The 24021-nt window shown below is 66.2% G+C and carries 18 protein-coding genes and 1 pseudogene; 6 read left to right on the top strand and 13 right to left on the bottom strand.

The window, feature by feature from the left end; genetic code table 11:
- The first annotated feature begins 50 nt into the window (after positions 1-50).
- Genes cobG through cobJ form a run of 4 tightly spaced genes read left to right on the top strand, consistent with a single transcriptional unit; the run spans position 51 to position 4414 of the window.
- Entirely contained in the window at positions 51-1376 is a 1326-nt protein-coding gene (cobG, locus tag ACZ899_RS16080; RefSeq protein WP_234560875.1) for a precorrin-3B synthase, read from the top strand.
- The gene (locus ACZ899_RS16075) at positions 1369-1995 is read left to right on the top strand and encodes a precorrin-8X methylmutase (RefSeq protein WP_203648111.1); all 627 of its coding nucleotides are present in this window, start codon (positions 1369-1371) and stop codon (positions 1993-1995) included. The genes cobG and ACZ899_RS16075 overlap by 8 nt, the downstream gene beginning before the upstream one ends.
- Positions 1992-2726: a precorrin-2 C(20)-methyltransferase gene (locus ACZ899_RS16070; protein ID WP_234560874.1), complete on the top strand. Its 735-nt coding sequence runs from the start codon at positions 1992-1994 to the stop codon at positions 2724-2726. Before ACZ899_RS16075 ends, ACZ899_RS16070 begins: the two co-directional genes overlap by 4 nt.
- A complete protein-coding gene (gene cobJ, locus ACZ899_RS16065; RefSeq protein WP_234560873.1) occupies positions 2714-4414 on the top strand; it encodes a precorrin-3B C(17)-methyltransferase in 1701 nt (566 codons plus the stop codon). Before ACZ899_RS16070 ends, cobJ begins: the two co-directional genes overlap by 13 nt.
- 12 nt (positions 4415-4426) lie before the next feature.
- Here cobJ and ACZ899_RS16060 read toward each other — a convergent pair whose 3' ends face one another.
- The 11 genes and pseudogenes from ACZ899_RS16060 to ACZ899_RS16010 form a co-directional block, all read right to left on the bottom strand.
- On the bottom strand, positions 4427-5023 hold the full coding sequence (locus ACZ899_RS16060; RefSeq protein ID WP_028691281.1) for a MarC family protein: 597 nt from the start codon (positions 5021-5023) through the stop codon (positions 4427-4429).
- A 187-nt stretch (positions 5024-5210) separates the two neighbouring features.
- Positions 5211-7976: a hybrid sensor histidine kinase/response regulator gene (locus ACZ899_RS16055; protein WP_232856597.1), complete on the bottom strand. Its 2766-nt coding sequence runs from the start codon at positions 7974-7976 to the stop codon at positions 5211-5213.
- Between the two features lie 136 nt (positions 7977-8112).
- Positions 8113-9408, bottom strand: coding sequence for a phosphoribosylamine--glycine ligase (gene purD / locus ACZ899_RS16050; RefSeq protein WP_203648108.1), 1296 nt, complete (start codon positions 9406-9408; stop codon positions 8113-8115).
- 180 nt (positions 9409-9588) lie between these two features.
- Positions 9589-11196, bottom strand: a complete 1608-nt coding sequence (purH, locus tag ACZ899_RS16045; RefSeq protein ID WP_234560872.1) for a bifunctional phosphoribosylaminoimidazolecarboxamide formyltransferase/IMP cyclohydrolase — start codon at positions 11194-11196, stop codon at positions 9589-9591.
- A 79-nt stretch (positions 11197-11275) separates the two neighbouring features.
- Positions 11276-11597, bottom strand: a pseudogene (gene fis / locus ACZ899_RS16040) (DNA-binding transcriptional regulator Fis).
- Positions 11594-12607 carry a tRNA dihydrouridine synthase DusB gene (gene dusB / locus ACZ899_RS16035; protein WP_050707006.1) on the bottom strand — a complete coding sequence of 338 codons (1014 nt, stop codon included), beginning with the start codon at positions 12605-12607 and terminating at the stop codon, positions 11594-11596. The pseudogene fis and the gene dusB overlap by 4 nt, the downstream one beginning before the upstream one ends.
- Before the next feature lie 227 nt (positions 12608-12834).
- Positions 12835-14163 (bottom strand): DUF3426 domain-containing protein, encoded by a 1329-nt coding sequence (locus ACZ899_RS16030; RefSeq protein ID WP_186713762.1) that lies wholly within the window; start codon positions 14161-14163, stop codon positions 12835-12837.
- A gap of 43 nt (positions 14164-14206) precedes the next feature.
- The gene (gene prmA / locus ACZ899_RS16025; protein WP_234560871.1) at positions 14207-15085 is read right to left on the bottom strand and encodes a 50S ribosomal protein L11 methyltransferase; all 879 of its coding nucleotides are present in this window, start codon (positions 15083-15085) and stop codon (positions 14207-14209) included.
- A gap of 171 nt (positions 15086-15256) precedes the next feature.
- A complete protein-coding gene (locus ACZ899_RS16020; protein ID WP_234560870.1) occupies positions 15257-18067 on the bottom strand; it encodes an FAD-binding and (Fe-S)-binding domain-containing protein in 2811 nt (936 codons plus the stop codon).
- Between the two features lie 71 nt (positions 18068-18138).
- Positions 18139-19284, bottom strand: coding sequence for an FMN-dependent L-lactate dehydrogenase LldD (gene lldD, locus ACZ899_RS16015; protein ID WP_050707002.1), 1146 nt, complete (start codon positions 19282-19284; stop codon positions 18139-18141).
- Between the two features lie 64 nt (positions 19285-19348).
- Positions 19349-21019, bottom strand: coding sequence for a lactate permease LctP family transporter (locus ACZ899_RS16010; RefSeq protein WP_203648102.1), 1671 nt, complete (start codon positions 21017-21019; stop codon positions 19349-19351).
- Positions 21020-21364: 345 nt separating this feature from the next.
- Between ACZ899_RS16010 and ACZ899_RS16005 the strand changes: the two genes are divergently transcribed.
- Entirely contained in the window at positions 21365-22132 is a 768-nt protein-coding gene (locus ACZ899_RS16005; RefSeq protein WP_234560869.1) for an FCD domain-containing protein, read from the top strand.
- Between the two features lie 155 nt (positions 22133-22287).
- On the opposite strand, the gene smpB is transcribed toward ACZ899_RS16005, so the two are convergent.
- Positions 22288-22770 (bottom strand): SsrA-binding protein SmpB, encoded by a 483-nt coding sequence (smpB, locus tag ACZ899_RS16000; protein WP_023629355.1) that lies wholly within the window; start codon positions 22768-22770, stop codon positions 22288-22290.
- A 161-nt stretch (positions 22771-22931) separates the two neighbouring features.
- Here smpB and ACZ899_RS15995 point away from each other — a divergent pair, with 161 nt between their 5' ends.
- Complete coding sequence (locus tag ACZ899_RS15995) at positions 22932-23366, top strand: type II toxin-antitoxin system RatA family toxin (RefSeq protein WP_203648101.1); 435 nt, start codon at positions 22932-22934, stop codon at positions 23364-23366.
- Between the two features lie 85 nt (positions 23367-23451).
- Here ACZ899_RS15995 and ACZ899_RS15990 read toward each other — a convergent pair whose 3' ends face one another.
- Positions 23452-23970: an outer membrane protein assembly factor BamE gene (locus ACZ899_RS15990; protein ID WP_203648100.1), complete on the bottom strand. Its 519-nt coding sequence runs from the start codon at positions 23968-23970 to the stop codon at positions 23452-23454.
- Between the last annotated feature and the right edge of the window lie 51 nt (positions 23971-24021).

Genomic DNA, 24021 nt, shown 5'->3' with positions numbered 1-24021 from the left:
ACAAAGCAGGCATAATACCGCGCCTTCTACACTGAAGCGCACTTTCACGATTGCCGGATGCTCCCTTGACGCAGCCCCCACCCTCCGAAGTTTCGCCCCGTCCCTCGGCCTGTCCGGGGTTGTGGCGCATCGTCGCCGCGCGCGACGGTGGCATTTGCCGGATCAAGCTGCCAGGTGGGCTGCTGCTGGCCGATCAGGCCGATGCCGTGGCCGACGCCGCCGAGCGCTTCGCCGGCGGGGTGATCGAGGCGACCAACCGGGCCAACCTGCAGATTCGCGGCATTGGCCAGGATCACGGCGGGCTGGTCGAGCATCTGCTGGCCGCCGGGCTCGGCCCGCGTGACGCGGCGGGCGATGATGTCCGCAACCTCATGCTCAGCCCACTGGCCGGGCTCGATCCGACCATGCTGTTCGACACCCGACCATTGGCCGGGCAGATCCTCGACCTGCTGGAAAGCACACCCCGGTTCCATAAGCTGTCGGCCAAATTCGCCGTGCAGCTCGATGGCGGCGAAGCGCTGGCGATGCTCGACCACGCCCATGATCTGTGGCTGTCCGCGATGCAACGCGAAGGGCACATCTGGTTGCGGTTCGGCCTCGCGAGCAGCCTGTCGAATGGCCAGGCGTTGGGTGCGGTACCGATGGAGCAGGGGCCGGCGTTGGTGCGCGCGGTGCTGGAGCGCTTCCTTGATCTGGCGACACCCGAGCAGTCGCGCATGCGTCAATTGCTGCAGGTGTGCCCGGTTGAGCACTTCCTGGAAGGGCTGGCAATTCAGATCGATACCACGTCGATGGCCAGGCAGCGCCCGGCGACGACAAGCCCCTGGTTGGGCGTGTTGCCCCAGCGCCAGGGCGTGGCCCTGGGCGTCGCGCCGCCCCTCGGGCGCCTGACGGGCGCAATGCTTCGCAGTGCCGCGCGTATCGCCCGGCAATGGGGCGATGGCAGCTTGCGCCTGACGCCTTGGCAGAGCCTGGTGCTGACTTCCCTCGAGCCGACCGAGCTGGAAAACGCACGCGCGCAGCTGGCGGCATCCGGCATGCTCTGCCACAACGAACATCCACTGGCGCGGGTCGTCGCCTGTACCGGCTCCAGCGGTTGCGCCAAGGCCCAGGCCGACACCAAGGCCGACGCCATTGCCCTGGCCGCTCTGCTGCACCACGGTGCCCCGGGCAGCGTGCACCTGACAGCCTGCCCACGTTCCTGTGCCATGGCCCATGCCGCCCCGGCCACCCTGTTGGCCCGCGCCCCGGGCCGTTATGACCTTTATTTGCGCGACGCGCGCCTGCCGGGTTTCGGCAGGCTGCGCGCAGCCGACCTCACCCCAGAAGAAGCAGGCGCCATGCTCGACCTGCCGACGGAGCACCTTGATGATTGACTACATCCGCGATGGTCAGGAGATCTATCGCAATTCCTTCCGGATCATCCGCGAGGAAGCCCGGCTCGAGCGGATCCCCGCCGATCTTGAAAAGCTCGCCGTGCGCGTGATCCATGCCTGCGGCATGGTCGAGGCCATCGATGGCCTGCAGTTCTCCGATGGCGCCGGTAGCGCCGGTCGCGAAGCCCTGGCCAAGGGCGCGCCGATCCTCTGCGACGCGCACATGGTTGCCGAAGGCATCACCCGCGCCCGCCTGCCCGCCAACAACCCGGTGATCTGCACCCTGCGCGACCCGAGCGTGCCGGACCTGGCCAAGGCCGAGGGCAATACCCGCTCGGCGGTGGCCCTGGAGCTGTGGCGCCCGCACCTGGAGGGCAGCGTGGTGGTGATCGGCAACGCGCCGACCGCGTTGTTCTATCTGCTGGAAATGCTCGATGCCGGCGCACCGAAACCGGCGCTGATCCTCGGCTTCCCGGTCGGCTTCGTCGGCGCCGCCGAGTCCAAGGCGATGCTCGCCGCCGACAGCCGTGGCGTGCCGTTCGTGATCATGCAGGGCCGCCTGGGCGGCAGCGCGATGGCCGCCGCCGCGGTCAACGCCCTGGCCACGGAGGTGGAATGATGCACGCACGCGGACGACTGCTGGGCCTGGGCGTGGGCCCGGGCGATCCCGAGCTGATCACGGTCAAGGCCCTGCGCCTGCTGCGCGAGGCACCGGTGGTGGCGTACTTCGTGGCCAAGGGCAAGCGCGGCAATGCCTTCGGTATCATCGAAGCGCACCTGCAAGCCGAACAGAGCCTGCTGCCGCTGGTGTACCCGGTGACCACCGAGGCGCTGCCCGCGCCGCTCTCCTACGAGCAGGTGATCAGCGACTTCTACGACGAAGCCAGCCTGCAGGTTGCCGCGCACCTGGACGCCGGCCGCGACGTGGCGGTGATCTGCGAAGGGGACCCGTTCTTCTACGGCTCCTACATGTACCTGCACGATCGCCTGGCCTCGCGCTACGAGGCGCAGGTGATTCCGGGCGTCTGCTCGATGCTCGGTGGCGCCTCGGTGCTCGGTGCACCGTTGGTGTACCGCAATCAGACCCTTACCGTGCTCTCCGGTGTGCTGCCCCATGAAGAGCTCAAACAGCGACTGGCTGCTGCCGACGCGGCAGTGATCATGAAGCTGGGGCGCAACTTCCCCAAGGTGCGCCAGGTGCTCGGCGAGCTGGGCCTGGATAGCCGTGCGCTGTACGTGGAGCGGGCCACCATGGCCAACCAGAAGATCGTCGCGCTGGACGAGGTCGACCCGCAGTCCTCGCCGTACTTCTCGCTGATCATCGTGCCGGGTGAGAAATGGCAGGGATGATCAAGGCACCGGCAATCGTCATTCTCGGCCCCGGCAGCCTGGCTACCGCGCAGCGTATCCAGCAATGCTATCCACAGGCCGTGATCCATGGCCTGCAAGGGCGCGTGGAGGGTGTCGACCGTTACTACGCAGTCTTCGGCGACACCCTGCGTGAGCTGTATCAGCAAGACACGCCGATCATCGCCTTGTGCGCGGCGGGTATCGTCATTCGCACCCTGGCGCCGCTGTTGAGCGAAAAAGGCGTCGAACCACCGGTACTGGCGGTGGCCGAGGACGGCAGCGCCGTGGTGCCGCTGCTCGGTGGCCTGGGCGGAGTCAACGTCATGGCCCGAGAGATCGGTGAAGCGTTGGGTGTCAGCGCGGCGATCACCACCAGTGGCGAGCTGCGCTTCGGCACCTGCCTGCTGAATCCGCCCGAGGGTTACGCACTGGCGGACCTGGAACAGGGCAAGCGCTTCGTCTGCGACCTGCTGGCGGGCGAGGCGGTGCGTGTCGAAGGCGACGCGCCGTGGCTTGAGCACGCGCAGTTGCTCGCCAGCGAAGATGCCCAACGCACTATCCACGTGGGCAGCGCACTGCGTCCGGCCAGTCGTGACGAACTGCTGATCCACGCGCGTTGCGTGGTGGTGGCGGTCACAGCCGGTAGCGCTGACCTGGTGCAACAGGTGCGCGAGGAGCTGCTGCGAGCGAACATTGCCGAGCCTGCGCTGGCCTGCCTGCTGGCGAGCGAAACCGAGATGGCGGAGCCGGCCCTGCACGAAGCTGCACAGGCCTTGAATGTCGCCCTGCGCTTCACCCCGGCCGCCGAGAGCCTGGAGCGGATGCTGGCTGATGCATTGCCGCACGCGCGCGTAGGTTCGTCCGTGGGGCTCGCCCACGCCGTTGCCGCGGCACCGGTCGACATCGCCCGCGTTGGCCGTCGCCGTGGTCGCCTGGCGGTGATCGGCCTGGGCCCTGGTGCCGCCGAACTGATGGTGCCGGCGGTCAAGGCGGAGCTGGCGCGGGCGCAGGATGTGCTTGGCTACGAAACCTACGTGCGCATGGCCGGTCCTTTCCGCGACGATCAGGTACTGCACTGCACCGACAACCGCGAAGAGATGCAGCGCGCTCGTCATGCTTTCGAGCTGGCGGCCCAGGGGCGTTCGGTGGTGGTGGTGTCGTCGGGTGATCCGGGCGTGTTCGCCATGGCCGCCGCAGTGCTCGAAGCGCTGCACGAGTCCAGCGACCCGGCCTGGCAGCGCGTCGAGTTGCAGATCCTGCCCGGCGTCTCTGCCTCGCTGGCCACCGCCGCGCAAGCGGGGGCGCCGCTGGGGCACGACTTCTGCGTGATGTCGCTGTCGGACAACCTCAAGCCCTGGTCGATTATCGAGAAGCGCCTCGACCTGGCGGCCCAGGCGGATCTGGTGCTGGCGTTCTACAACCCGATCTCCAAGGCCCGGCCTCATCAGCTGGGTGCGGCGCTGGAGGTGGTACGCCGTCATCGTGACGCAGGCACACCGGTGGTGCTGGGCCGTGATATCGGCCGGCCGGGCCAGACCCTGCGGGTAGTGACCCTGGGCGAGCTGCTGCCGGAGATGGTCGACATGCGTACCATGGTGCTGGTCGGCTCCTCGACCACCTGCACCTTCCCCCGTGCCGATGGCGGCCAGTGGGTGTACACGCCGCGCTGGTATCCCGCCAAGCCCTGAGTGCAGCCGGGGTCAGGGCAGCAGGTAGCCCTTGATCCCGGTGAAGATGATCTGCGCCGCCAGGGCACAGACGAACAGCCCCATCAGGCGGCTGACGATCTGCAGGCCCTGGTCGCCGAGCAGTCGCTCGATACGGTGCGAGAGGTACAGCACCAGGCCGACGGTGAAGCTGGCCAGGGCGATGCTGACGATGGCCAGCAGCTTGTCGTCCCAGTGCGGCTGGCCCACCCCCATCACCAGCAGCGCACCGATGGTGCCCGGGCCGACTGTCAGCGGAATGGTCAGCGGCACGATGGTCACGTCCTGCTGCACGTTGTCGGTCTGCACCGCCGACTTGCCCTGGGCCATGCCCAGCGCCGAGATGAACAGCACCGAGCCCGCGCCGATGCGGAAGGCGTCGGCGGTGATGCCGAACACGCCGAAGATCACCCGCCCGAACAGATAGAGCAGCACGCTGGCCACCAGCGTGGCGATCGCCACGCGCCAGGCCAGTTGCTTGCGTTCCTTGCTGGAGTGGCCGCGGGTCAGGCCGATGAAACACGACAGCACGAAGAACGGGCTGTAGAGCACGAGCATTTTCAGGTAGACGCTGAACAACTCATGGAGCATGGGGGCGGGTCCGCGGCGGTGAGATGTCACTGTATAGCACGGATCCTGTAGGAGCGGCCTTGCGCCGCGAAAGGGCTGCAGCGCGGCCCCGGGATCTCAGCTAAAGCAGAAATGGCCGGGGGCTGCTGTGCAGCCCATTCCGGCCGGTCCGACGCCTCGGCAAGGCCGCTCCTACACCAATAGCATTTCAGTCGAGGGGGGCAGTAACTACCTGCCGCTGCCCCGCCCAGAACTGGATCAGCTCACGCAATTGCGACAGCTCCACCGGCTTGGCCATGTGACCGTCCATGCCGGCCAGCCGTGCGCGCTCCTTGTGCTCGTTGAGAATGTGCGCGGTCAGCGCCACCACCGGGGTGCGCGGACGCTGGTTGGCGGACTCCCAGGCGCGCAGCTGCTGGGTGGCGGAGAACCCGTCGAGCACCGGCATCTCGCAGTCCATCAGCACCAGGTCGTAGTGCTTGGTCTTCATCGCTTGCAGGGCTTCTTCGCCGTTGCTGGCAGTATCCGGCTCGAGATTGAGCTTGCCGAGCATGCCGCGGATGACCTTGGTCGAAATACTGTTGTCCTCGGCCACCAGGATGCGGAAGTCGCCGGGCAGGTCCAGCGGCACCGGAGTGCCGACCGGCAGCGGCGGCGCGGCCTGGTCGCGGCCGCGCAGGGCGAGCTCCTCGGCGAGGGTAGTCTTGAGCGTGTAGCCGGCCACCGGCTTGGCGAGGATGCGCTTGACCCCGGCGTTGCGGGCGATGATCTTGCTCGGCGCGTTGCTGATGCCGGTGAGCATCACCACCAGGATGTCGTGGTTCAGGCTCGGATCTTCCTTGATCTTGGCCGCCAGCTGCATGCCGGTCATGCCGGGCATGTTCTGGTCCAGCAGCACCGCGTCAAAGTAGTCGCGCAGGTGCGCCTTGGTGCGCAGCAGCGCCAGCGCTTCCTTGCCCGACGGCACCGCGCTGACGTTCATGCCCCAGGCGCTGCATTGCTGTACCAGCACCTTGCGGCAGGTGTCGTTGTCGTCGACCACCAGCACCCGCGCATCGCGCAACGGGCCGTCGAGGTCGGTGGCCGGCTGCTCCAGGCGCTGCGGATCCAGCGGCAGGGTCAGCCACAGGGTGTTGCCCATGCTGGTGCTGGTCTTGATGCCGAACTCGCCTTGCATCAGGCCGATCAGCTGCTTGGCGATCACCAGGCCCAGGTGGCCGCCGAGCTTGTTGCTGGAGAGGAAGTGGCGGCTGTGCAGTTCGGCCTGCAGCAGGGCGTCGCGCTCGGCGGGCGGCATCGGCTCGCCGCTGTCCTGCACGGCGATGCGCAGGCGCGGGCTGTCGCCGCGCTGGTCGAGGGCCACCACCAACAGGATCTCGCCCTGGGTAGTGTTCTTCAGGGCGTTGTCCAGCAGGCTCGACAGGGCCTGGCGCAGGCGCGTCGGGTCGCCGCTGACGACCCTGGGCACCTGGGGCTGGGTGAAGCTGATCAGCTCGATGTTCTGCTGCTCGGCCTTGGCCCGGAAGATGTTCAGGCAGTCCTCGATCAGGGCGTTGAGGTCGAACTGCACGTCGTCCAGTTCAATCTGTCGCGATTCGAGCTTGGAGATGTCGAGGATCTCGTTGATCAGGGTGAGCAGTTCGTTGCCGGCGCTGTGGATGGTCTGCACGTAGTCGCGCTGCTTGACCGACAGCGGCGTGCCCAGCAGCAGCTCGGTCATGCCCAGCACGCCGTTCATGGGGGTGCGGATCTCGTGGCTGATCTTGGCCAGGAACTCGGCCTTGGCGTTGATCTCGGCGTCGCTGGCGGCCAGGGCGCGGCTGGCGCGGAAGCGCTCTTCGCTGATCCGGCGCAGGCGCTCGCTGACCGCGAGGTTGAGCAACAGGCCGCTGACCACGGTCAACGCCATGAGGATGCACAGCAGCCAGGGCATGGGGGTGCGGGTCAGGCCCAGCAGGGCCGGCAGCAGTACCAGGCCGCCGAGGTTGAACACCAGCATCGCCACGCTGAACAGCCGCGCCGGGCCGTAGCCCTTGTACCAGTGATAGCTGCTGACCAGCAGCATGCTCACGCTGCCCAGGGCGAGCAGGGCGTAGGTCATCAGGTTCAGCGGCAGCGTGTCGACGAACAGCAGCACCAGGCCGCTGACCGCGGCCACGACCATTTCCATCTGCATCAGGCGGTTGAGCCGCGCCGAACTGCAGGGAGAGAAGAAATGCAGGGTGAAGTACAGCCCGGCCAGGCCCGCCAGCACCAAGGTCAGGTAGGCCGCCGGGGTCTGTGCGCTGTGCCACAGCTGCCCCCACGGGCCAGTGAGATTGAGCAGGATCAGCGCGCTGAGCAGCATCAGGCCGTGGTACAGCGCCAGGACTAGCGTGGTGCTGGAGCGAGAATAGGCGAAGCGGATCAGGTTGTGCAGGATCAGCATCACCAGCCCGCCGAACAGCAGGCCGAACAGCAGCGACTGGCGCTGGTCGGCGGCGGCGTGGGCGGTGGACTCGACGCTGATGGCCGGGCGCAACTGGTGTTCGGAGACCAGCCGCAGGTAGATGTCCAGTGGCTGGCTGCTGTGTGGCAGCGGCAGCACATGGTCCCGGCCGCGCTGGGTCGGGCTCAGGCCATCGCCCTGGCGGCCATGGTGCAGCTGGCGCAGCAGTTTGCCGCCTTCGAGGGCGTAGAGGTCCAGGCGCGACAGGTCGGGGGCGAAGATACGGACCAGTTGCTCCTGGTCGTGCGGTTCCAGGCGGTAGTGCAGCCAGAGCGCCTGGTCGGGGAGGGCGGCATCCAGTTCGTCGAGGGCCAGGGGGCTGAACTGGTTGCGGTAACGTTCGGAGCGTACATCGGACAATTGCAGGTTGGCCTGTTCGTCGAGCAGCGCCGACCAGCCTGCGGCCTGTTCGGCATGTGCCGGGAGCAGGCAGAGCAGGGTCAGCAGGCTGACGATCAGGGCTATGGCAATCCGAAGCCGACGCACGACGAAATCCCTTCTTAGCTAATGTGCCGGATAACAACTATGCGCGGCGCGCCAAGGCGAAGGCAAGGCCCCGGCGGGGCCTTGACGACGAGCCGAAGGCCGCGCGCGCGGAGCGCCACGACCGTTCGGTGCATTTTTACTGCTGGTGCTCACCGCGCTCGCGGGCGATGGCCCGGTAGCCGATGTCGGTGCGGTAGAAGCTGGCGTCCCACTTGACCTGCTCGGCCAGGCGGTAGGCCTGCTGCTGGGCGGCCTCGACGGTGTCGCCCATGGCGGTGGCGCAGAGCACGCGGCCACCGGCGCTGACCACCTGGCCGTCCTTCAGCGCGGTACCGGCGTGGAACACCTTGCCTTCAAGCTTGGCGGCGGCATCCAGGCCGCTGATCACGGCGCCCTTGGCGTAGTCGCCCGGGTAGCCACCGGCGGCCAGCACCACGCCCAGGCTCGGACGCGGGTCCCACTGGGCCTCGACCTTGTCCAGGGCCTTGGCGAAGGCAGCCTCGATCAGCAGCACCAGGCTCGACTCCAGGCGCAGCATGACCGGCTGGGTCTCCGGGTCGCCGAAGCGGCAGTTGAACTCGATGACCTTGGGGTTGCCCGCCTTGTCGATCATCAGGCCGGCGTAGAGGAAGCCGGTGTAGACGTTGCCTTCCTCGGCCATGCCGCGCACGGTCGGCCAGATCACCTGGTCCATCACGCGCTGGTGCACGTCGGCGGTGACCACCGGGGCAGGCGAGTAGGCGCCCATGCCGCCGGTGTTCGGGCCGGTGTCCTGGTCGCCGACGCGCTTGTGGTCCTGGCTGGTGGCCATGGGCAGCACGTTGTGGCCGTCGACCATGACGATGAAGCTGGCTTCCTCGCCGTCGAGGAACTCTTCGATCACCACCCGCGAACCGGCTTCACCGAAGGCGTTGCCGGCGAGCATGTCGCGCACGGCGTCTTCGGCTTCCTGCAGGGTCATGGCGACGATCACGCCCTTGCCGGCGGCCAGGCCGTCGGCCTTGATCACGATCGGCGCGCCTTTCTCACGCAGGTAGGCCAGGGCCGGCTCGATCTCGGTGAAGTTCTGGTAGTCGGCGGTCGGGATCTTGTGACGGGCCAGGAAGTCCTTGGTGAAGGCCTTGGAGCCTTCCAGCTGGGCCGCGCCCTTGGTCGGACCGAAGCAGTCCAGGCCGCGGCTGCGGAACAGGTCGACCACGCCGATGACCAGCGGCGCTTCCGGGCCGACGATGGTCAGGTCGACGTTCTTCTCGGCGAAGTCGGCCAGTTGCTCCAGGGCGGTGACGTCAATGGCGACGTTTTCGCACTTGGCTTCGGTGGCGGTGCCGGCGTTGCCCGGGGCAACGAAGACTTTTTCGACGCGTGGGTCCTGGGCGACTTTCCAGGCCAGGGCGTGTTCACGACCGCCGCTGCCGATGATCAAAACTTTCATGTCAAAACCTCTGTTTGGCGGCGAACCTTGCCCTCGTGTAGGAGCGGCCTTGTGTCGCGAAAGGGCCGCAGAGCGGCCCCGGGATTTCTGCTGTGTTGCAAAAACCGGGGGCTGCTGCGCAGCCCTTTCGCGACACAAGGCCGCTCCTACAGGGGGCCTAGGTTCTACCGACCAGCTGAATTAGTGGCGGAAGTGGCGCATACCGGTAAACACCATGGCGATACCGGCTTCATCAGCGGCAGCTATCACCTCGGCATCACGCATCGAGCCACCCGGCTGGATCACGGCGCTGATACCCACTTTAGCCGCATTGTCGATGCCGTCGCGGAACGGGAAGAACGCATCCGAGGCCATCACCGCGCCCTGCACCTGCAGGCCGGCGTGTTCGGCCTTGATCGCGGCGATGCGTGCGGAGTTGACGCGGCTCATCTGGCCGGCGCCGACGCCGATGGTCTGGCGGTTCTTGGCGTAGACGATGGCGTTGGACTTGACGAACTTGGCCACTTTCCAGGCAAACACCAGGTCGTGCACTTCCTGCTCGGTCGGCGCGCGCTGGGTGACGATCTTCAGGTCATCAGCGCTGATCATGCCGATATCGCGGCTCTGCACCAGCAGGCCACCGTTGACGCGCTTGAAGTCCCAACCGGCGGCGCGCTCGGCTGGCCATTCGCCGCACTCCAGCAGACGCACGTTCTGCTTGGCGGCCACGACTTCGCGGGCGGCCTGGGAGATTTTCGGGGCGATGATCACTTCGACGAACTGACGCTCGACGATGGCTTTGGCGGTTTCGCCGTCCAGCTCGCGGTTGAAGGCGATGATGCCGCCGAAGGCCGATTCGGTGTCGGTGGCGTAGGCCAGGTCGTAGGCCTTGCGAATACCGCCTTCGTCCTCAGGCACCACGGCCACGCCGCACGGGTTGGCATGCTTGACGATGACGCAGGCCGGCTTGACGAAGCTCTTCACGCACTCCAGCGCGGCGTCGGTGTCGGCCACGTTGTTGAACGACAGCTCCTTGCCCTGCAGCTGGATGGCGGTGGAGATGCTGGCCTCGCCTTTCTTGGCCTCGACGTAGAACGCCGCGCTCTGGTGCGGGTTCTCGCCGTAGCGCATTTCCTGGGCCTTGACGAACTGGCTGTTGAAAGTGCGCGGGAACTCGCTGCGGTCTTCGGTCGACAGGGTCTGTTTGGCCTGGTCGATGGTGCCCATGTAGTTGGCGATCATGCCGTCGTAGGCGGCGGTGTGCTCGAAGGCCTTGAGCATCAGGTCGAAGCGCTGGGCGTAGGTCAGGCCGCCGGCCTTGAGCCCCTCGACGATACCGGCGTAGTCGCTGGCGTTGACCACGATGGCGACGTCCTTGTGGTTCTTCGCCGCCGAACGGACCATGGTCGGGCCGCCGATGTCGATGTTCTCGATGGCGGTCGGCAGGTCGCAGCCCGGCTTGCTGATGGTGGCTTCGAACGGGTACAGGTTGACCGCGACCAAGTCGATCGGCTTGATGCCGTGCTCGTTCATGATGGCGTCGTCGGTGCCGCGACGGCCGAGGATGCCGCCGTGGATCTTCGGATGCAGGGTCTTGACCCGGCCGTCCATCATTTCGGCGAAGCCGGTGTAGTCGGCCACTTCCACCGCGTTCACGCCATTGTCCTTGAGCAGCTTGTAGGTGCCGCCGGTGGACAGGATCTCGACACCGAGCTGCTGCAGCTCACGGGCGAATTCGAGGATACCGGTCTTGTCGGAGACGCTGATCAGGGCGCGGCGGATCGGCAGGCGGGTAGTCTGGTCGGTCATTTCAGATTCCATAACGCGGTGGAGTCAGCAAAAAAGGCGCCTTTTTGCATGAGCGCCTTTTCTGGTTGGGGTTCTGGCCTTACAACAGATCGTACTGCTTGAGCTTCTTGCGCCAGCGTGCCTCGGTTGAGTCCGAGCATCTCGCTGGCCTTGGTCTGGTTGCCCTTGACGTAGTTCATCACGCATTCGAGCAAGGGCGCCTCGACTTCCGAGAGCACCAGGTTGTACACGTCCGTGACGGTAGCGCCTTCCAGGTGGGCGAAGTAGTTGTGCAGCGCCTTCTCGACGCTGTCGCGCAGGGTCTGGCCCTCCTCGCTCGGCGTGTTCAGGTGCTGCTTGAGGTTGGCGTTGTCGCTCACGGGCGTTGTTCCACTCACTAATGTCTCGGTCATCATCGTCATGCGGCCACCCCTTGTTCGTCCTCTGTCCCAAGGCTCTGTCGACGTTCGGCGAAAAAGGCCTGAACGTTGGCGCACTGCGCTTGTGTGTCTTCCAAAGCGTTGAACCGGCTGCGGAACTCCTTGCCGCCGGGTCGGGTCGCCAGGTACCAGCCCACGTGCTTGCGGGCGATACGCACGCCCATCACATCGCCGTAGAAGGCGTGCAGCGCAGCCAGGTGCTCCAGCAGAATGCGTTCCACTTCATCCAGCGCCGGTGCGGGCAAATGCTCGCCCGTGCGCAGGAAATGCTCGATCTCGCGGAAAATCCACGGCCGCCCCTGAGCGGCACGGCCGATCAGCAGGCCGTCGGCACCGGTGGCGTGCAGCACCGCCCGGGCCTTTTCCGGCGAGGTGATGTCGCCGTTGGCAAATACCGGGATCGACACCGCCTGCTTGATCGCGGCGATGGTGTCGTACTCGGCGTCACCGGTGTACAGGTCGGCGCGTGTGCGGCCATGCACCGCCAGCGCCTGGATGCCGGCCTGTTCGGCGATCTTCGCCACATTCAGGCCGTTCTTGTTCGCCCGGTCCCAGCCGGTGCGAATCTTCAGCGTCACCGGGACGTCCACGGCGCCGACGACGGCGTGGAGGATCTCGGTGACCAAGGCTTCATCTCTCAATAAAGCAGAGCCTGCGGCCTTGTTGCAGACTTTTTTCGCCGGACAGCCCATGTTGATGTCGATGATCTGGGCGCCGGCTTCGACGTTGGCCCGGGCCGCCTCGGCCATCATCTGCGCGTCGCCGCCGGCGATCTGCACCGAGCGTGGCTCGGGATCGCCTTCGTGGATGCGGCGCAGGCTCGACTTGCGGCTGTTCCACAGGCGCATGTCGCTGGAGACCATTTCCGAGACCACCATGCCCGCCCCCAGGCGTTTGCACAGGGTGCGGAAAGGTTGGTCCGTGACGCCGGCCATGGGGGCCAGGATCAGGTTGTTCTGCAGTGTGTAAGGGCCGATGCGTACCGCCGACATAGGTGTTCCCTGTTGTGGGGCCGAATCATTGGAGTTCGAAAAAGGGATGGCATGATACCCGCTCTCGATGACCGGATAAAGATGAATCTGGATAAAATCTGAACAGTTGCGGCGTTATGACCGATGCCGCGAGTCTCGGAAATTCAACCGTTCAGTTGAACCTGGGGCCGCTTTGCGGCCCGTTCGCGACACCGGCAAGCCCGTAGGGCGGGCTTGCCGCTGGTCGTTTATTCCGGCGAGCGGAAGCTCAGGCTGTAGTTCACCGCCTTCGGCCCCGGGTCGAGGATGTCCAGGGCGATGTGGATCGGTGTCTGGCTGGGCATCTCGCCGCGGCCGGCCAGCTCGCCCGACAGGTACTCGCTGGGCTTGAAGCGGCGGCTGGCGATCAGCTGGCCGTTGAGGTCGGCGAAGCGCAGCTCCAGCAAGGGGAAAGGTTGGGCGAAGGGGGCGCGGTTGTAGATGATCGCGTCGACGATCAGCGCGCCCTTGAAGTCCGGGTGGCTGCGCACCACCAGGTTGCTGCTCTTGATCCGCGAGATGTCCACGCGGGTCGGCACCTGGCAGCCGAACACCGGGCACAGTTGCTGGAACCAGGGGCGGTACTGGTCCTGGCGGGCCATTTCATCGAAGTGGAACCAGACGTACTGAAATGCCAGCAGGGTGGCGGCCAGCAGGGTCAGGAAGCCCCACAGCAGGCGCTTGCCCCAGTTCGGCGCGGGCTTTTCCCAGTCCAGCTGCAACGGGTCGTCGACCACGTCCACCAGCGGCTCCTTGCGCGTGCGCTCGGGCTTGATCGCCAGGCTGGGCTCCAGGCGTTGCCCGGGCTGTTCGTCGGGTTCCTCGTCGCGGGCTGAAAGCGGTTCGCTGCGGACCTCGTCGTCCAGCGCCGACAGGCCTTTTTCCGGAACCGGCTCGTCGTGGACGGACAATCGCTCCAGCGGCTCGTCGAGGTCGTCGGCCGCTGTCTGGTGGCGCACCGGCGGTTCGTCGTCCAGGTCGAGGTCGGCGCTGCCGAGGGTCGGCTCGGTGCGGTCGTCGGCCGCGGGCTCCAGGTCCAGCGGCTCCTGCTCGATCAGTACCGGCGCTTCCTCGCGCACCTGTACGGGCGTCAGGTCGTCATCAGTGGCCGTGCCGAACAGCTCGTCGCCGTGTCCATCACCGGCCTGCTCGTCGCGACGGGCCTGCAACACGCTCTGCGCCGCGCCGCGCCGGTCGCCCGGGCTGCGCCGTTCGAGGCGCGCCAGTTCCTGGTCAAGGTCGAGGGCGTCCAGCTCCTCGGCCGTGACGCTCCAGTTGTCTTCGTCCGATTCCGGAGTTTCGGCCACCGGCTCGGCTGCCGGGGGCACCGGTGCGACCGGCTGCGCCACCGCGGGCGGTGCCTCGGCGCTGCTTTCACCAGTGGCAACGCGGTTCTGCTCCAGCAACTGTTTCGCCGCGTTGAACACCTGCAGGCATTGGCCGCAGCGCACCACGCCGCGGGCCACGCTCAACTGGTGATGGGTGACGCGAAAGCTGGTCTGGCAATGCGGGCACTGGGTGACGAAACTGTCGGTCATGCGGCTGTCCGGGGAACTGTGCAGGAAATGAGTCTAGGCGCGCTTAGCGGCGGCGACCACTGATACGTACCCAGCCGTCGCGCACGACGATCGGGTCCAGGTCGAAGTCGGCCGTATAGGCAGCGGCCACTTCCTCGCCTTGTTCGGCGAGGATGCCCGACAGCGCCAGCAGGCCACCGGGGCGCACCAGGCCGGACAGCTGCGGCGCCAGCGAGACCAGCGGGCCGGCCAGGATATTGGCGACCAGCACGTCGGCCTGCATGGCCGGCATCTGCTCGGGCAGGTACAGGTCGAACTTGTCGTCGGCGATGCCGTTGCGCTGGGCGTTGTCACGGGAGGCCTCGATAGCCTGCACGTCGATGTCGGTGCCGACCGCGTGGCGGGCGCCCAGCAGCAGCGCGGCGATGGCGAGGATGCCCGAGCCGCAGCCGAAGTCCAGCACCTGGGTGCCTTGCAGCTGTTGGCCGTCGAGCCACTCCAGGCACAGCGCGGTGGTCGGGTGGGTGCCGGTGCCGAACGCCAGGCCCGGGTCGAGCAGCAGGTTGACCGCGTCCTTTTCCGGGGCTTCGTGCCAGCTCGGCACGATCCACAGGCGCTGGCCGAAGCGCATGGGCTGGAAGTTGTCCATCCAGCTGCGTTCCCAGTCCTGGTCCTCGATCACCTCGGCCTGGTGTTCGGGCAGCTCGGCGCCGGTCAGCAGGCGCAGGTGGCCGAACACCGCTTCTGGCTCGGCATCGGCCTCGAACAGCGCCAGCAGGTGCGTGTGCGACCACAGCGGGGTGGTGTTGAGGTCCGGTTCGAAGATCGGCTGGTCTTCGGCGTCCATGAAGGTCACCGAAACGGCACCCACTTCGAGCAGGGCATCTTCGTAGGTTTCGGCTTGTTCCGGGCTGATGGCCAGGCGTACTTGCAGCCAGGGCATGGCGGGCACCTTTGGTAAATCGACAGGGGCAGCCCGAGGCTGCGCGAAAAGGCCGCCAGTTTACTTGAGTGCGCAGGGTTTGTGCAGGACGCAGTTGTGGCGCAGCGCTTGTCGACGCCATCGCAGGGCAGTCCCGCTCCCACTAAAGAGGGGGCGGGGCTGCCCTGCGGTTCAGAGGCTGCGCGCGCGGGTGACCCGGTCGACCAGGTACACCAGGCCGTGATAGTCGATGCCGCTGTGGCTCGACAGGCCGATTTCGCAGGTGCGGCTGGTGGAGATTCCTTCGCTGCAATACTGCACGGCGTCCTTCAGGGTACGCAGGGAGTGGGCGTTGAGCTCCGGCGTGGTGAAGCCCTTGTCGCCGGCGAAGCCGCAGCAATGGATGCCCTCGGGGATCACCACCTGCTTGCTGCAGCGCCGCGCCAGGTCGATCAGCGCCTGGCTTTCGCCCAGGTGCTGGGTGCTGCAGGTCACGTGCACCGCCACCGGCTCGTCCTGGGGGGTGAACTCCAACCTGTCGGCCAGGTGGGTGCGGATGAAGCGCACCGGGTCGTACAGGTCCAGCCGCGACTCGCCCAGGTCCTGCACCAGGCGCAGGGTGCAGGGGCTGGTGTCGCAGTAGATCGGGTCGAGGCCGCCACGGCTGGCGTGCAGCAGAGCGTTGATAAGCTCCTGGCGCTTGTGCTCGGCCTGCTCGGGGTAGCCCTTGGAAGCGAACGGCTGGCCGCAGCACAGGCTGTCGGCGTTGTCCGGGAACACCACCTGGTAGCCGGCCTTCTCCAGCAGGGCGCGGGTCTTGTCCAGCAACGAGCTCTGTTCGCGGTCGGCGTAGGCCGGGCCCATCACCCGCGACACGCAGGCGGCCAGGTAGACGACCCGTGGTCGGGCATCGTGGCTTGGCGCGGGGAAGTCGATGGCGCGCAGCGGCTGCGGCATGGCGGGTGTCCATTGCGGCAGGCGGCCTTTACTGGCCCTGCTGAGGCTGGCGCTGAGGCGGCTCATGCGTGGCGCGCCGAGCAGCCTGCGCGCGCCATTGGCGGCGGCCAGGGTGAAGCGGGCGCCGCGCAGGGTGGCGTGGAAATGCTCGGCCAGCCAGTCGGCGGCCTTGCCGTGCTCGGCCGCCTGGCCGCGCAATTTCTTCACCAGCTCGCCGGTGTTGATGCCCACCGGGCAACGCTGGGCGCACAGGCCGGTGGCGGCGCAGGTGTCGATACCCTGGTACTGGTAGGTGCGCAGCAGTTCGCGGGTGTCGACGCCGGCGCGTTGCTTCGCCTGGATATCGCGCCACATGACGATGCGCTGGCGTGGGCTCAAGGTCAGCCCTTTCGACGGGCACACCGGCTCGCAAAAGCCGCACTCGATGCACTTGTCGACGATCTCGTCGGCGGCCGGCAGCGGCTTGAGGTTCTTCAGGTGGATGTCCGGATCCTCACTCAGCACCACATCGGGATTGAGGATGCCGTTGGGGTCGAGCAGGCGCTTGAGCTGCCACATCAACTGGTAGGCGTCCTTGCCCCATTCCAGCTCGACGAACGGCGCCATGTTGCGCCCGGTGCCGTGCTCGGCCTTGAGCGAGCCGCCGAACTCCACCGCCACCAGTTGTGCCACGTCATCCATGAACGCCTGGTAGCGCGCCACTTCCTCGGCACTGTTGAAGCCTTGGGTGAAGACGAAGTGCAGGTTGCCTTCCAGGGCGTGGCCGAAAATGATCGCTTCGTCGTAGTGGTGCTTGTCGAACAGCTGGATCAGGCGGTTGACGCCCTCGGCCAGTTGCTCGATGGGGAAGGTGACGTCTTCGATGATCACCGTGGTGCCGGTCTGGCGCACGGCGCCGACGGCGGGGAAGGTGTCCTTGCGGATCTTCCACAGCTGGTTGTACACCGCCGGGTCTTCGCTGAAGGCGACCTGCTGCTCCAGCGGGAACTCGGCGATGGCCGCCATCACCTGGTCGAGCTGTTCGTGCAGCAGGCTCCGGCTGGCGGCACGGGACTCGATCAACAGGGCGCAGGCATTGGCCGACAGGCCCTTCACCCAGGCCGGCATGCCGGGCATATCTTGCACCGAGCGCAGGCTGCGGCGGTCGAGCAGCTCCACGGCGGACACCGGTTGCGGCTTGAGCAGGGTCACCGCCCGGCAGCAGCTTTCGACGCTCGGGAACACCAGCAGCGCGCTGGCCTTGTGCGGATGGTCGGGCACGGTGTCGTAGGTGACGGCGCTGATAAAACCGAGGGTGCCTTCGGAGCCGACCAATAGATGCTGCAGGATGTCGAGCGGCTGGTCGTAATCCACCAGTGCGTTGAGCGACAGCCCGGTCGTGTTCTTCAGTCGGTACTTGTGCCGGATGCGGTCGGCCAGCTCAAGGTTGGCGCGGGTCTCGCGGCCAAGGCGGGCCAGTTCGTCCAGCAGGCCGGTGTGGCTTTGCTCGAACGCGGCGACGCTGGCCGGGTCCTCGCTATCCAGGCGGGTGCCGTCGGCCAGCACCAGGCGCAGGCCGGCGAGGGTGTGGTAGGTGTTCTGCGCGGTGCCGCAGCACATGCCGCTGGCGTTGTTGGCGACGATGCCGCCGATCTTGCAGGCGTTGATCGAGGCCGGGTCGGGGCCGATCTTGCGCCCGTAAGGGGCCAGCCAGGCATTGGCCTGGGCGCCGATCACGCCGGGTTGCAGGCGGATCTGCTCGCCCTGGCGGCGAATCTCCCGGCCATTCCAGTTGTCGCCGAGCACGATCAGTACCGAGTCGCTGATGGCCTGGCCCGACAGGCTGGTGCCGGCGGCGCGGAAGGTCACCGGCACGCGTTCGCGCTGGGCCAGTTTCAGCAACGCGACCACTTCGTCCTCGGACTCCACCCGCACCACCAGCTTGGGAATCAGCCGGTAGAAACTGGCATCGGTACCGAAGGCCAGGGTCGAGGTCGGGTCGTCGAAGCGGCGTTCGGCGGGGATCAGGCGCTCGGCATCACGCAGGAACGCGGCGGGCAGGCTCATGCAGTCTCCTCGCGGGGCCGCGGCGTCTTGTGCGCGGCGTGCCCCGGGCAATCAGGCGTTGGCGGGCGGGCTCAGGCGCCCAGTTCGCGGACCAGCGAGTCGCGGGTGATCTCGCTGATGGACTTGGCGCCGGTCAGCACCATGGCCACGCGCATTTCTTTCTCGAACAACTCCAGCAGGTTCTTCACGCCCGCTTCGCCATGGGTGGCCAGGGCATAAAGGAAGGCGCGGCCGATCAGCACGGTGTCGGCGCCCAGGGCGACCATGCGCACTACGTCGAGGCCGCTGCGGATACCGGAGTCGGCGAGGATCTTGATGTCGCCCTTCACCGCGTCGGCGATCGCCGGCAGGGCGCGGGCACTGGACAGCACGCCGTCGAGCTGGCGGCCGCCGTGGTTGGAGACGACGATGCCATCGGCGCCGAACTTGACCGCGTCGCGGGCATCGTCTGCGTCGAGGATGCCCTTGATGATCATCGGGCCGTCCCAGAATTCGCGGATCCACTCCAGGTCTTTCCAGGAGATGGACGGGTCGAAGTTGTTGCCCAGCCAGCCGATGTAGTCGGCCAGGCCCGTGGGGTTGCCACGGTACTTGGAGATGTTGCCAAGATCGTGCGGGCGCCCGAGCAGGCCGACATCCAGCGCCCACTGCGGGTGGGTCATGGCCTGCCACACGCGGCGCAGCGGCGCGTTCGGGCCGCTCATGCCGGAGTGGGCATCGCGGTAGCGGGCGCCGGGTACCGGCATGTCGACGGTGAACACCAGGGTCTTCACGCCAGCCGCTTTTGCGCGCTCCAGGGCGTTGCGCATGAAGCCGCGGTCTTTGAGGACATACAGCTGGAACCACATTGGTCGGTCGATGGCCGGGGCCACTTCCTCGATCGGGCACACCGATACGGTGGACATGGTGAACGGGATGCCATGGGCCGCCGCCGCACGGGCCGCCTGCACTTCGCCGCGACGGGCGTACATACCGGTGAGGCCGACCGGGGCCAGGGCCACGGGCATGCTCAGGGTCTCGTCGAACAGCCGGGTCTCCAGGCTCAGGTCCGACATGTTCTTCAGCACGCGTTGACGCAGGGCGATGCTGGCCAGGTCCGAGACGTTGTGGCGCAGGGTGTGCTCGGCGTAGGCACCGCCGTCGGCGTAGTGGAAGAGGAAGGGGGGCAGCTTGCGTTGGGCCGCGGCGCGATAGTCGGTGGAGGCGGAAATGATCATGGATTCTCGCAGCGTGGGTTGAAGGAGATGCCGGGCGCTGACTGGCGCCCGGCCCCTTTTCACTTTAGTGATGAACCAGCATGCCAGTGAGCCAGTAGGCCTGGACCAGGGTGATCAGGCCGACGATGGTGGCGAAGAACAGGCTGTGCTTGACGGTGAAGCGGAACAGGTCGGATTCCTTGCCCACCAGCCCGGTGGCGGCGCAGGCCACGGCGATCGACTGTGGCGAGATCATCTTGCCGGTCACGCCGCCGCTGGTGTTTGCCGCCACCAGCAGGGTGTCGCTGACCCCGATCTGGTGCGCGGTGGTGGCCTGCAGCGAGCTGAACAGGGCGTTGGACGAGGTGTCGGAACCGGTCAGGAATACGCCCAGCCAGCCCAGGAACGGCGAGAAGAACGGGAACGCGGCGCCCGTGCCGGCCAGCACCAGGGCCATGGTCGAGGACATGCCCGAGTAGTTGGTGACGAAGGCGAAGGCCAGCACCATGCCGATCGACAGGATAGGCCAGCGCAGTTCCCAGAAGGTCTCTTTAAAAGTGGTCAGACCAGTTTTGAAGTTGATCTTCAACACCCACATCGAGATCAGCGCCGAGAGGAAGATCGCCGTGCCGGTGGCGGAAATCGGGTCGAGCTTGAACACCGCCGGCATGGCAGTCGGCGCGGTAACGATCGGCGCGGTCTTGATCACCAGCTGGTCGAGGTGCGGGATGGCGAAGTTGAACACGAAGTTGTACATCGCCCCGCCTGGGGCGAAGGCCGCCTTGAACGGTTTCAGGGTCCAGATGGTGACCAGCACGGTCAGGATCAGGAACGGCGACCAGGCCTTGAAGATCTCGCCGAAGCTGTACGGCGAAGGCTGGCTGCCGCCCGATTGCACGACGGCGGCGCCGACGCTGCCCTTGGCTTCGGCGAACGAGCGCTTGGGCTGCCAGACCTTGAGGAACAGGGTCAGGGCGATCAGGCTGGCCAGGGCCGAGGTGATGTCCGGCAGCTCCGGGCCGATGAAGTTGGAGGTGAAGTACTGGGTGACGGCGAAGCTCAGGCCGGCAACCAGGGCGGCAGGCCAGGTCTCCTTCACGCCGCGCACGCCGTCCATCATGAACACCAGCCAGAACGGCACGAACAGCGACAGCAGCGGCAGCTGGCGGCCGGTCATGGCGCCGATGTGGAAGGCGTCGATGCCGGTCACTTGCCCGGCGACGATGATCGGGATGCCCAGGGCGCCGAAGGCCACCGGCGCGGTGTTGGCGATCAGGCACAGGCCGGCGGCGTACAGCGGGTTGAAGCCCAGGCCCACCAGCAGTGCGGCGGTGATGGCCACCGGTGCGCCGAAACCGGCCGCACCTTCGAGGAAGGCACCGAAGCAGAAGCCGATCAGCAGCACTTGCAGGCGCTGGTCGTCGGTGATCGACAGCACCGAGCTGCGAATCACCTCGAACTGGCCGCTCTTGACCGTGAGTTTGTAGAGGAACACCGCGGCGACGATGATCCAGGCAATCGGCCACAGGCCGTAGAGGAAGCCATAGCCCGCGGCAGCCAGGGCCATGTCGACAGGCATCTGGAAGGCGAAGATTGCCACCAGTATCGACAGTGCGAGGGTGATGCTGCCGGCGACGTGGCCCTTGAGGCGGAACACGGCGAGGGCGAGGAAGAAGAACACGATGGGGATGACCGCCGCCAGCGCGGACAGGCCGAGGCTACCAAGCGGGGTATAGAGTTGTTGCCAGGTTTGCATATGGGGTGGCCCCTAATTGTTGTTGGTCAAGGCACTGGCATTGGATAATTGGTAAGACCAATTTACAATGGCTGGGCGCTAGGTTAAGAGCCTGATTAGGGGTGTGTCAATTTGTCCTACACAAAACTTTGGTCGAGCTCCGATGAGCGGCTGTTTGGATGAGTGTTGTCGGAGCGACTATGCATTCGGGTTTTCTGCGGCTGTTTTGGCCTGTGTAGGAGCGGCCTCGTGCCGCGAACGGGCCGCAAGGTGGCCCTCGCGTGGTGGAACATCTGTCGCCACGCTGCGGATAAGCGCAGAATAAGCGCCCCCGAAATCGGTGCCGGGGCACGTGGAGAGCAAGCAATGGTTTTTGATCAGGTCCGCCAGCGGCGCCTGTCCGACGACATCGTCGATCGGTTGGAAGGGATGATTCTCGAAGGTACCCTTACTTCGGGTCAGCGCCTGCCGGCCGAACGCGTTCTGGCCGAGCAGTTCGGCGTGTCCCGTCCGTCGCTGCGCGAGGCGATCCAGAAGCTGGTGGCCAAGGGGCTGCTGGTCAGTCGCCAGGGCGGCGGCAACTACGTGGCCGAAGGCCTGGGCTCCACCTTCAGCGATCCGCTGTTGCAACTGCTGGAGCGCAATCCGGAGGCCCAGCGCGACCTGCTGGAGTTCCGTCATACGTTGGAGGCGTCATGCGCCTACTACGCGGCCCAGCGCGCCACCGAGCCTGATCGCGAGCGCTTGAAGATGGCGTTCGACGCACTGCAGGACTGCTACAACCGTGTCGGTGAGGTGGATCGGGCGCAGGAAGGCGCGGCCGATGCGCGTTTTCACCTGGCCATTGCCGAAGCCAGTCACAACGCCGTGCTGCTGCATACCATCCGCGGCTTGTTCGACCTGCTCAAGCGCAACGTGGTGACCAACATCGGCGGCATGTACCAGCAGCGCACGGAGACCCGCGACATGCTGATCAGTCAGCATCGCGAGTTGTACCTGGCGATTGTCGAGGGGCGGGCGGACGATGCGCGGGAGGTGTCTAGCCGGCACATCCTGTATGTGCAGGAGGTGCTGCAAGAGGCGCAGCAGGAGGCCCAGCGGGTGGCGCGGGCGGAGCGGCGCAGCGGGCGCTGAGAGGCGGCATGCACGGTCGTTGTAGGAGCGGCCTTGTGCCGCGAAAAGGGCGCGCAGCGGCCTCAGAATCTATGCGTCATACAGGTTGTAGGGGGCTGCTTCGCAGCCCTTTCGCGGCACGAGGCCGCTCCTACAGTGACCAAGCAGGGTAGGAGTTACTCTTCCTTGCCCTTGTTGCGCATCGTGCGCTGCAGCTCGCGGTTGGAGTCGCGCTCGCGCACGGTGTCGCGCTTGTCGAACTCCTTCTTGCCCTTGCCGAGCGCGATCTCGCACTTGATCAGGTGCTTGCTCCAGTACAGCGACATCGCCACGCAGGTGTAGCCCTTCTGCGCCACGGCCGCTTCCAGGCGCTCCAGCTCGCGCTTGTTCAGCAGCAGCTTGCGGGTACGGATCGGGTCGGCGATGACGTGGGTGCTGGCGGTGTTCAGCGGTGTGATGTGGCTGCCGAACAGCCAGGCTTCGCCATCCTTGAGCAGCACGTAGCTGTCGGTCAGGTGCGCCTTGCCGGCCCGCAGGCTCTTTACTTCCCAGCCGGACAGGACCAGCCCGGCCTCGAACTTGTGTTCGATGAAGTAATCGTGTCGCGCCTTCTTGTTCTGCGCGATGGTCCCGGTCGGATGTTTCTTTTGCTTAGCCATAGGGGCCGCATTATAGGGAGAGTCCGCGTCCTCGGCTACGGGGTTTAGGTGCGCTTGAGCCAGTTGTGTGAATCCCGGACAATACAGGCCTCGTTCTGCTGTGCAGAACCGTATTCGAGGCGCTGCGACGCGCCGCCGCCCAGATTGGAAGTGATGCCTGGATGACTACCCATATTCAACGCTCCGCCCTGCTGCCGTTCCCTGCCCAGGCGCTCTACGACCTGGTCAACGATGTGGCCAGCTACCCGGAGTTCTTGCCCTGGTGCTCGGCTTCCACCGTGCTCGAGGCCAGCGACACGCACATGCGCGCCAAGCTGGAAGTGGCCAAGGGCGGCATGAGCCAGCAGTTCACCACGCGCAATGTGCTGGTGCCGGGGCAGTCGATCGAAATGAACCTGGAAGATGGGCCGTTTACCCAGCTGCATGGCCTGTGGGTGTTCAAGCCGCTGGGCGAGAAGGCCTGCAAGATCAGCCTCGACCTGTCGTTCGACTACGCCGGCGCCCTGGTGCGGGCGACCCTGGGGCCGCTGTTCAATCAGGCGGCCAATACCATGGTTGATGCGTTTTGCCAGCGTGCCAAGCAGCTTAATGGCTGAGTAGTGCTGATGGCCTGATCCAAGGGCTTTTCGACAGCGCAATAAAAAGCCCGGACTGGATCCGGGCTTTTTAGTGTCGGCGCAATTACTGCGGCGAGGTTTCCAGCGGTGCTGGCGTCGGGACCGGGGTGGTCTCGATGTTGTCGATTTCTTTCTGCAGCGTGTCTTCCAGCGAGCCTGGCTTGGCCGGCTTCTCGGGCTGGCTCGGCTGTTTGTCCGGGCTGACCGTGGTGTCGCCGCTGCCGCCGAGGATTTCCTGGTCGCGGCTGACGCCCGGCATGAAGTCGCCGGAGAGGTTGACCAGTTGGTCGTTCTCGTTGAAGAAGATGCTCATGCGCTCTTGCTGGCGCTGGCCGCCGCCGGGCTGCAGGCTGTACAGGTAGTCCCAGCGGTTGGTATGGAAAGTGTCCTGCAGCAGCGGGTTGCCCATGATAAACCTTACTTGTCGGCGGGTCATTCCCGGGCGCAATTGGTCTATCATATCCTGCGTGACGACATTGCCCTGCTGGATGTCGATTTTGTAAACCCCGGGAAACGAGCAACCGGCGAGTGCGAGCAGTCCCACTAGGGTGAGGCTGGTTAGCAAGAGCTTGGTGTTTTGCATCGGTGGGCGACTTCCACTATCTTGGCTGGACAACGTAAACCCCGATCATAC

The organism is Pseudomonas sp. TE31087, from assembly GCF_057284075.1.
Note: the sequence above shows the minus strand (reverse complement) of the source record. Positions and strands in the feature narration are given on the sequence as shown.

What these genes read in the sequence shown, in the direction of transcription:
- cobJ (WP_234560873.1), top strand. Translation starts at nt 2,714, where the DNA reads ATGGCAGGGATGATCAAGGCACCGGCAATCGTCATTCTCGGCCCCGGC.
- ACZ899_RS16010 (WP_203648102.1), bottom strand. Translation starts at nt 21,019, where the DNA reads ATGCAAACCTGGCAACAACTCTATACCCCGCTTGGTAGCCTCGGCCTG.
- dusB (WP_050707006.1), bottom strand. Translation starts at nt 12,607, where the DNA reads ATGTCGGCGGTACGCATCGGCCCTTACACACTGCAGAACAACCTGATC.
- ACZ899_RS16060 (WP_028691281.1), bottom strand. Translation starts at nt 5,023, where the DNA reads ATGCTCCATGAGTTGTTCAGCGTCTACCTGAAAATGCTCGTGCTCTAC.
- purD (WP_203648108.1), bottom strand. Translation starts at nt 9,408, where the DNA reads ATGAAAGTTTTGATCATCGGCAGCGGCGGTCGTGAACACGCCCTGGCC.
- lldD (WP_050707002.1), bottom strand. Translation starts at nt 19,284, where the DNA reads ATGATCATTTCCGCCTCCACCGACTATCGCGCCGCGGCCCAACGCAAG.
- ACZ899_RS16030 (WP_186713762.1), bottom strand. Translation starts at nt 14,163, where the DNA reads ATGACCGACAGTTTCGTCACCCAGTGCCCGCATTGCCAGACCAGCTTT.
- smpB (WP_023629355.1), bottom strand. Translation starts at nt 22,770, where the DNA reads ATGGCTAAGCAAAAGAAACATCCGACCGGGACCATCGCGCAGAACAAG.
- ACZ899_RS15990 (WP_203648100.1), bottom strand. Translation starts at nt 23,970, where the DNA reads ATGCAAAACACCAAGCTCTTGCTAACCAGCCTCACCCTAGTGGGACTG.
- ACZ899_RS16070 (WP_234560874.1), top strand. Translation starts at nt 1,992, where the DNA reads ATGATGCACGCACGCGGACGACTGCTGGGCCTGGGCGTGGGCCCGGGC.
- ACZ899_RS16005 (WP_234560869.1), top strand. Translation starts at nt 21,365, where the DNA reads ATGGTTTTTGATCAGGTCCGCCAGCGGCGCCTGTCCGACGACATCGTC.
- ACZ899_RS15995 (WP_203648101.1), top strand. Translation starts at nt 22,932, where the DNA reads ATGACTACCCATATTCAACGCTCCGCCCTGCTGCCGTTCCCTGCCCAG.
- ACZ899_RS16020 (WP_234560870.1), bottom strand. Translation starts at nt 18,067, where the DNA reads ATGAGCCTGCCCGCCGCGTTCCTGCGTGATGCCGAGCGCCTGATCCCC.
- purH (WP_234560872.1), bottom strand. Translation starts at nt 11,196, where the DNA reads ATGACCGACCAGACTACCCGCCTGCCGATCCGCCGCGCCCTGATCAGC.
- ACZ899_RS16075 (WP_203648111.1), top strand. Translation starts at nt 1,369, where the DNA reads ATGATTGACTACATCCGCGATGGTCAGGAGATCTATCGCAATTCCTTC.
- prmA (WP_234560871.1), bottom strand. Translation starts at nt 15,085, where the DNA reads ATGCCCTGGCTGCAAGTACGCCTGGCCATCAGCCCGGAACAAGCCGAA.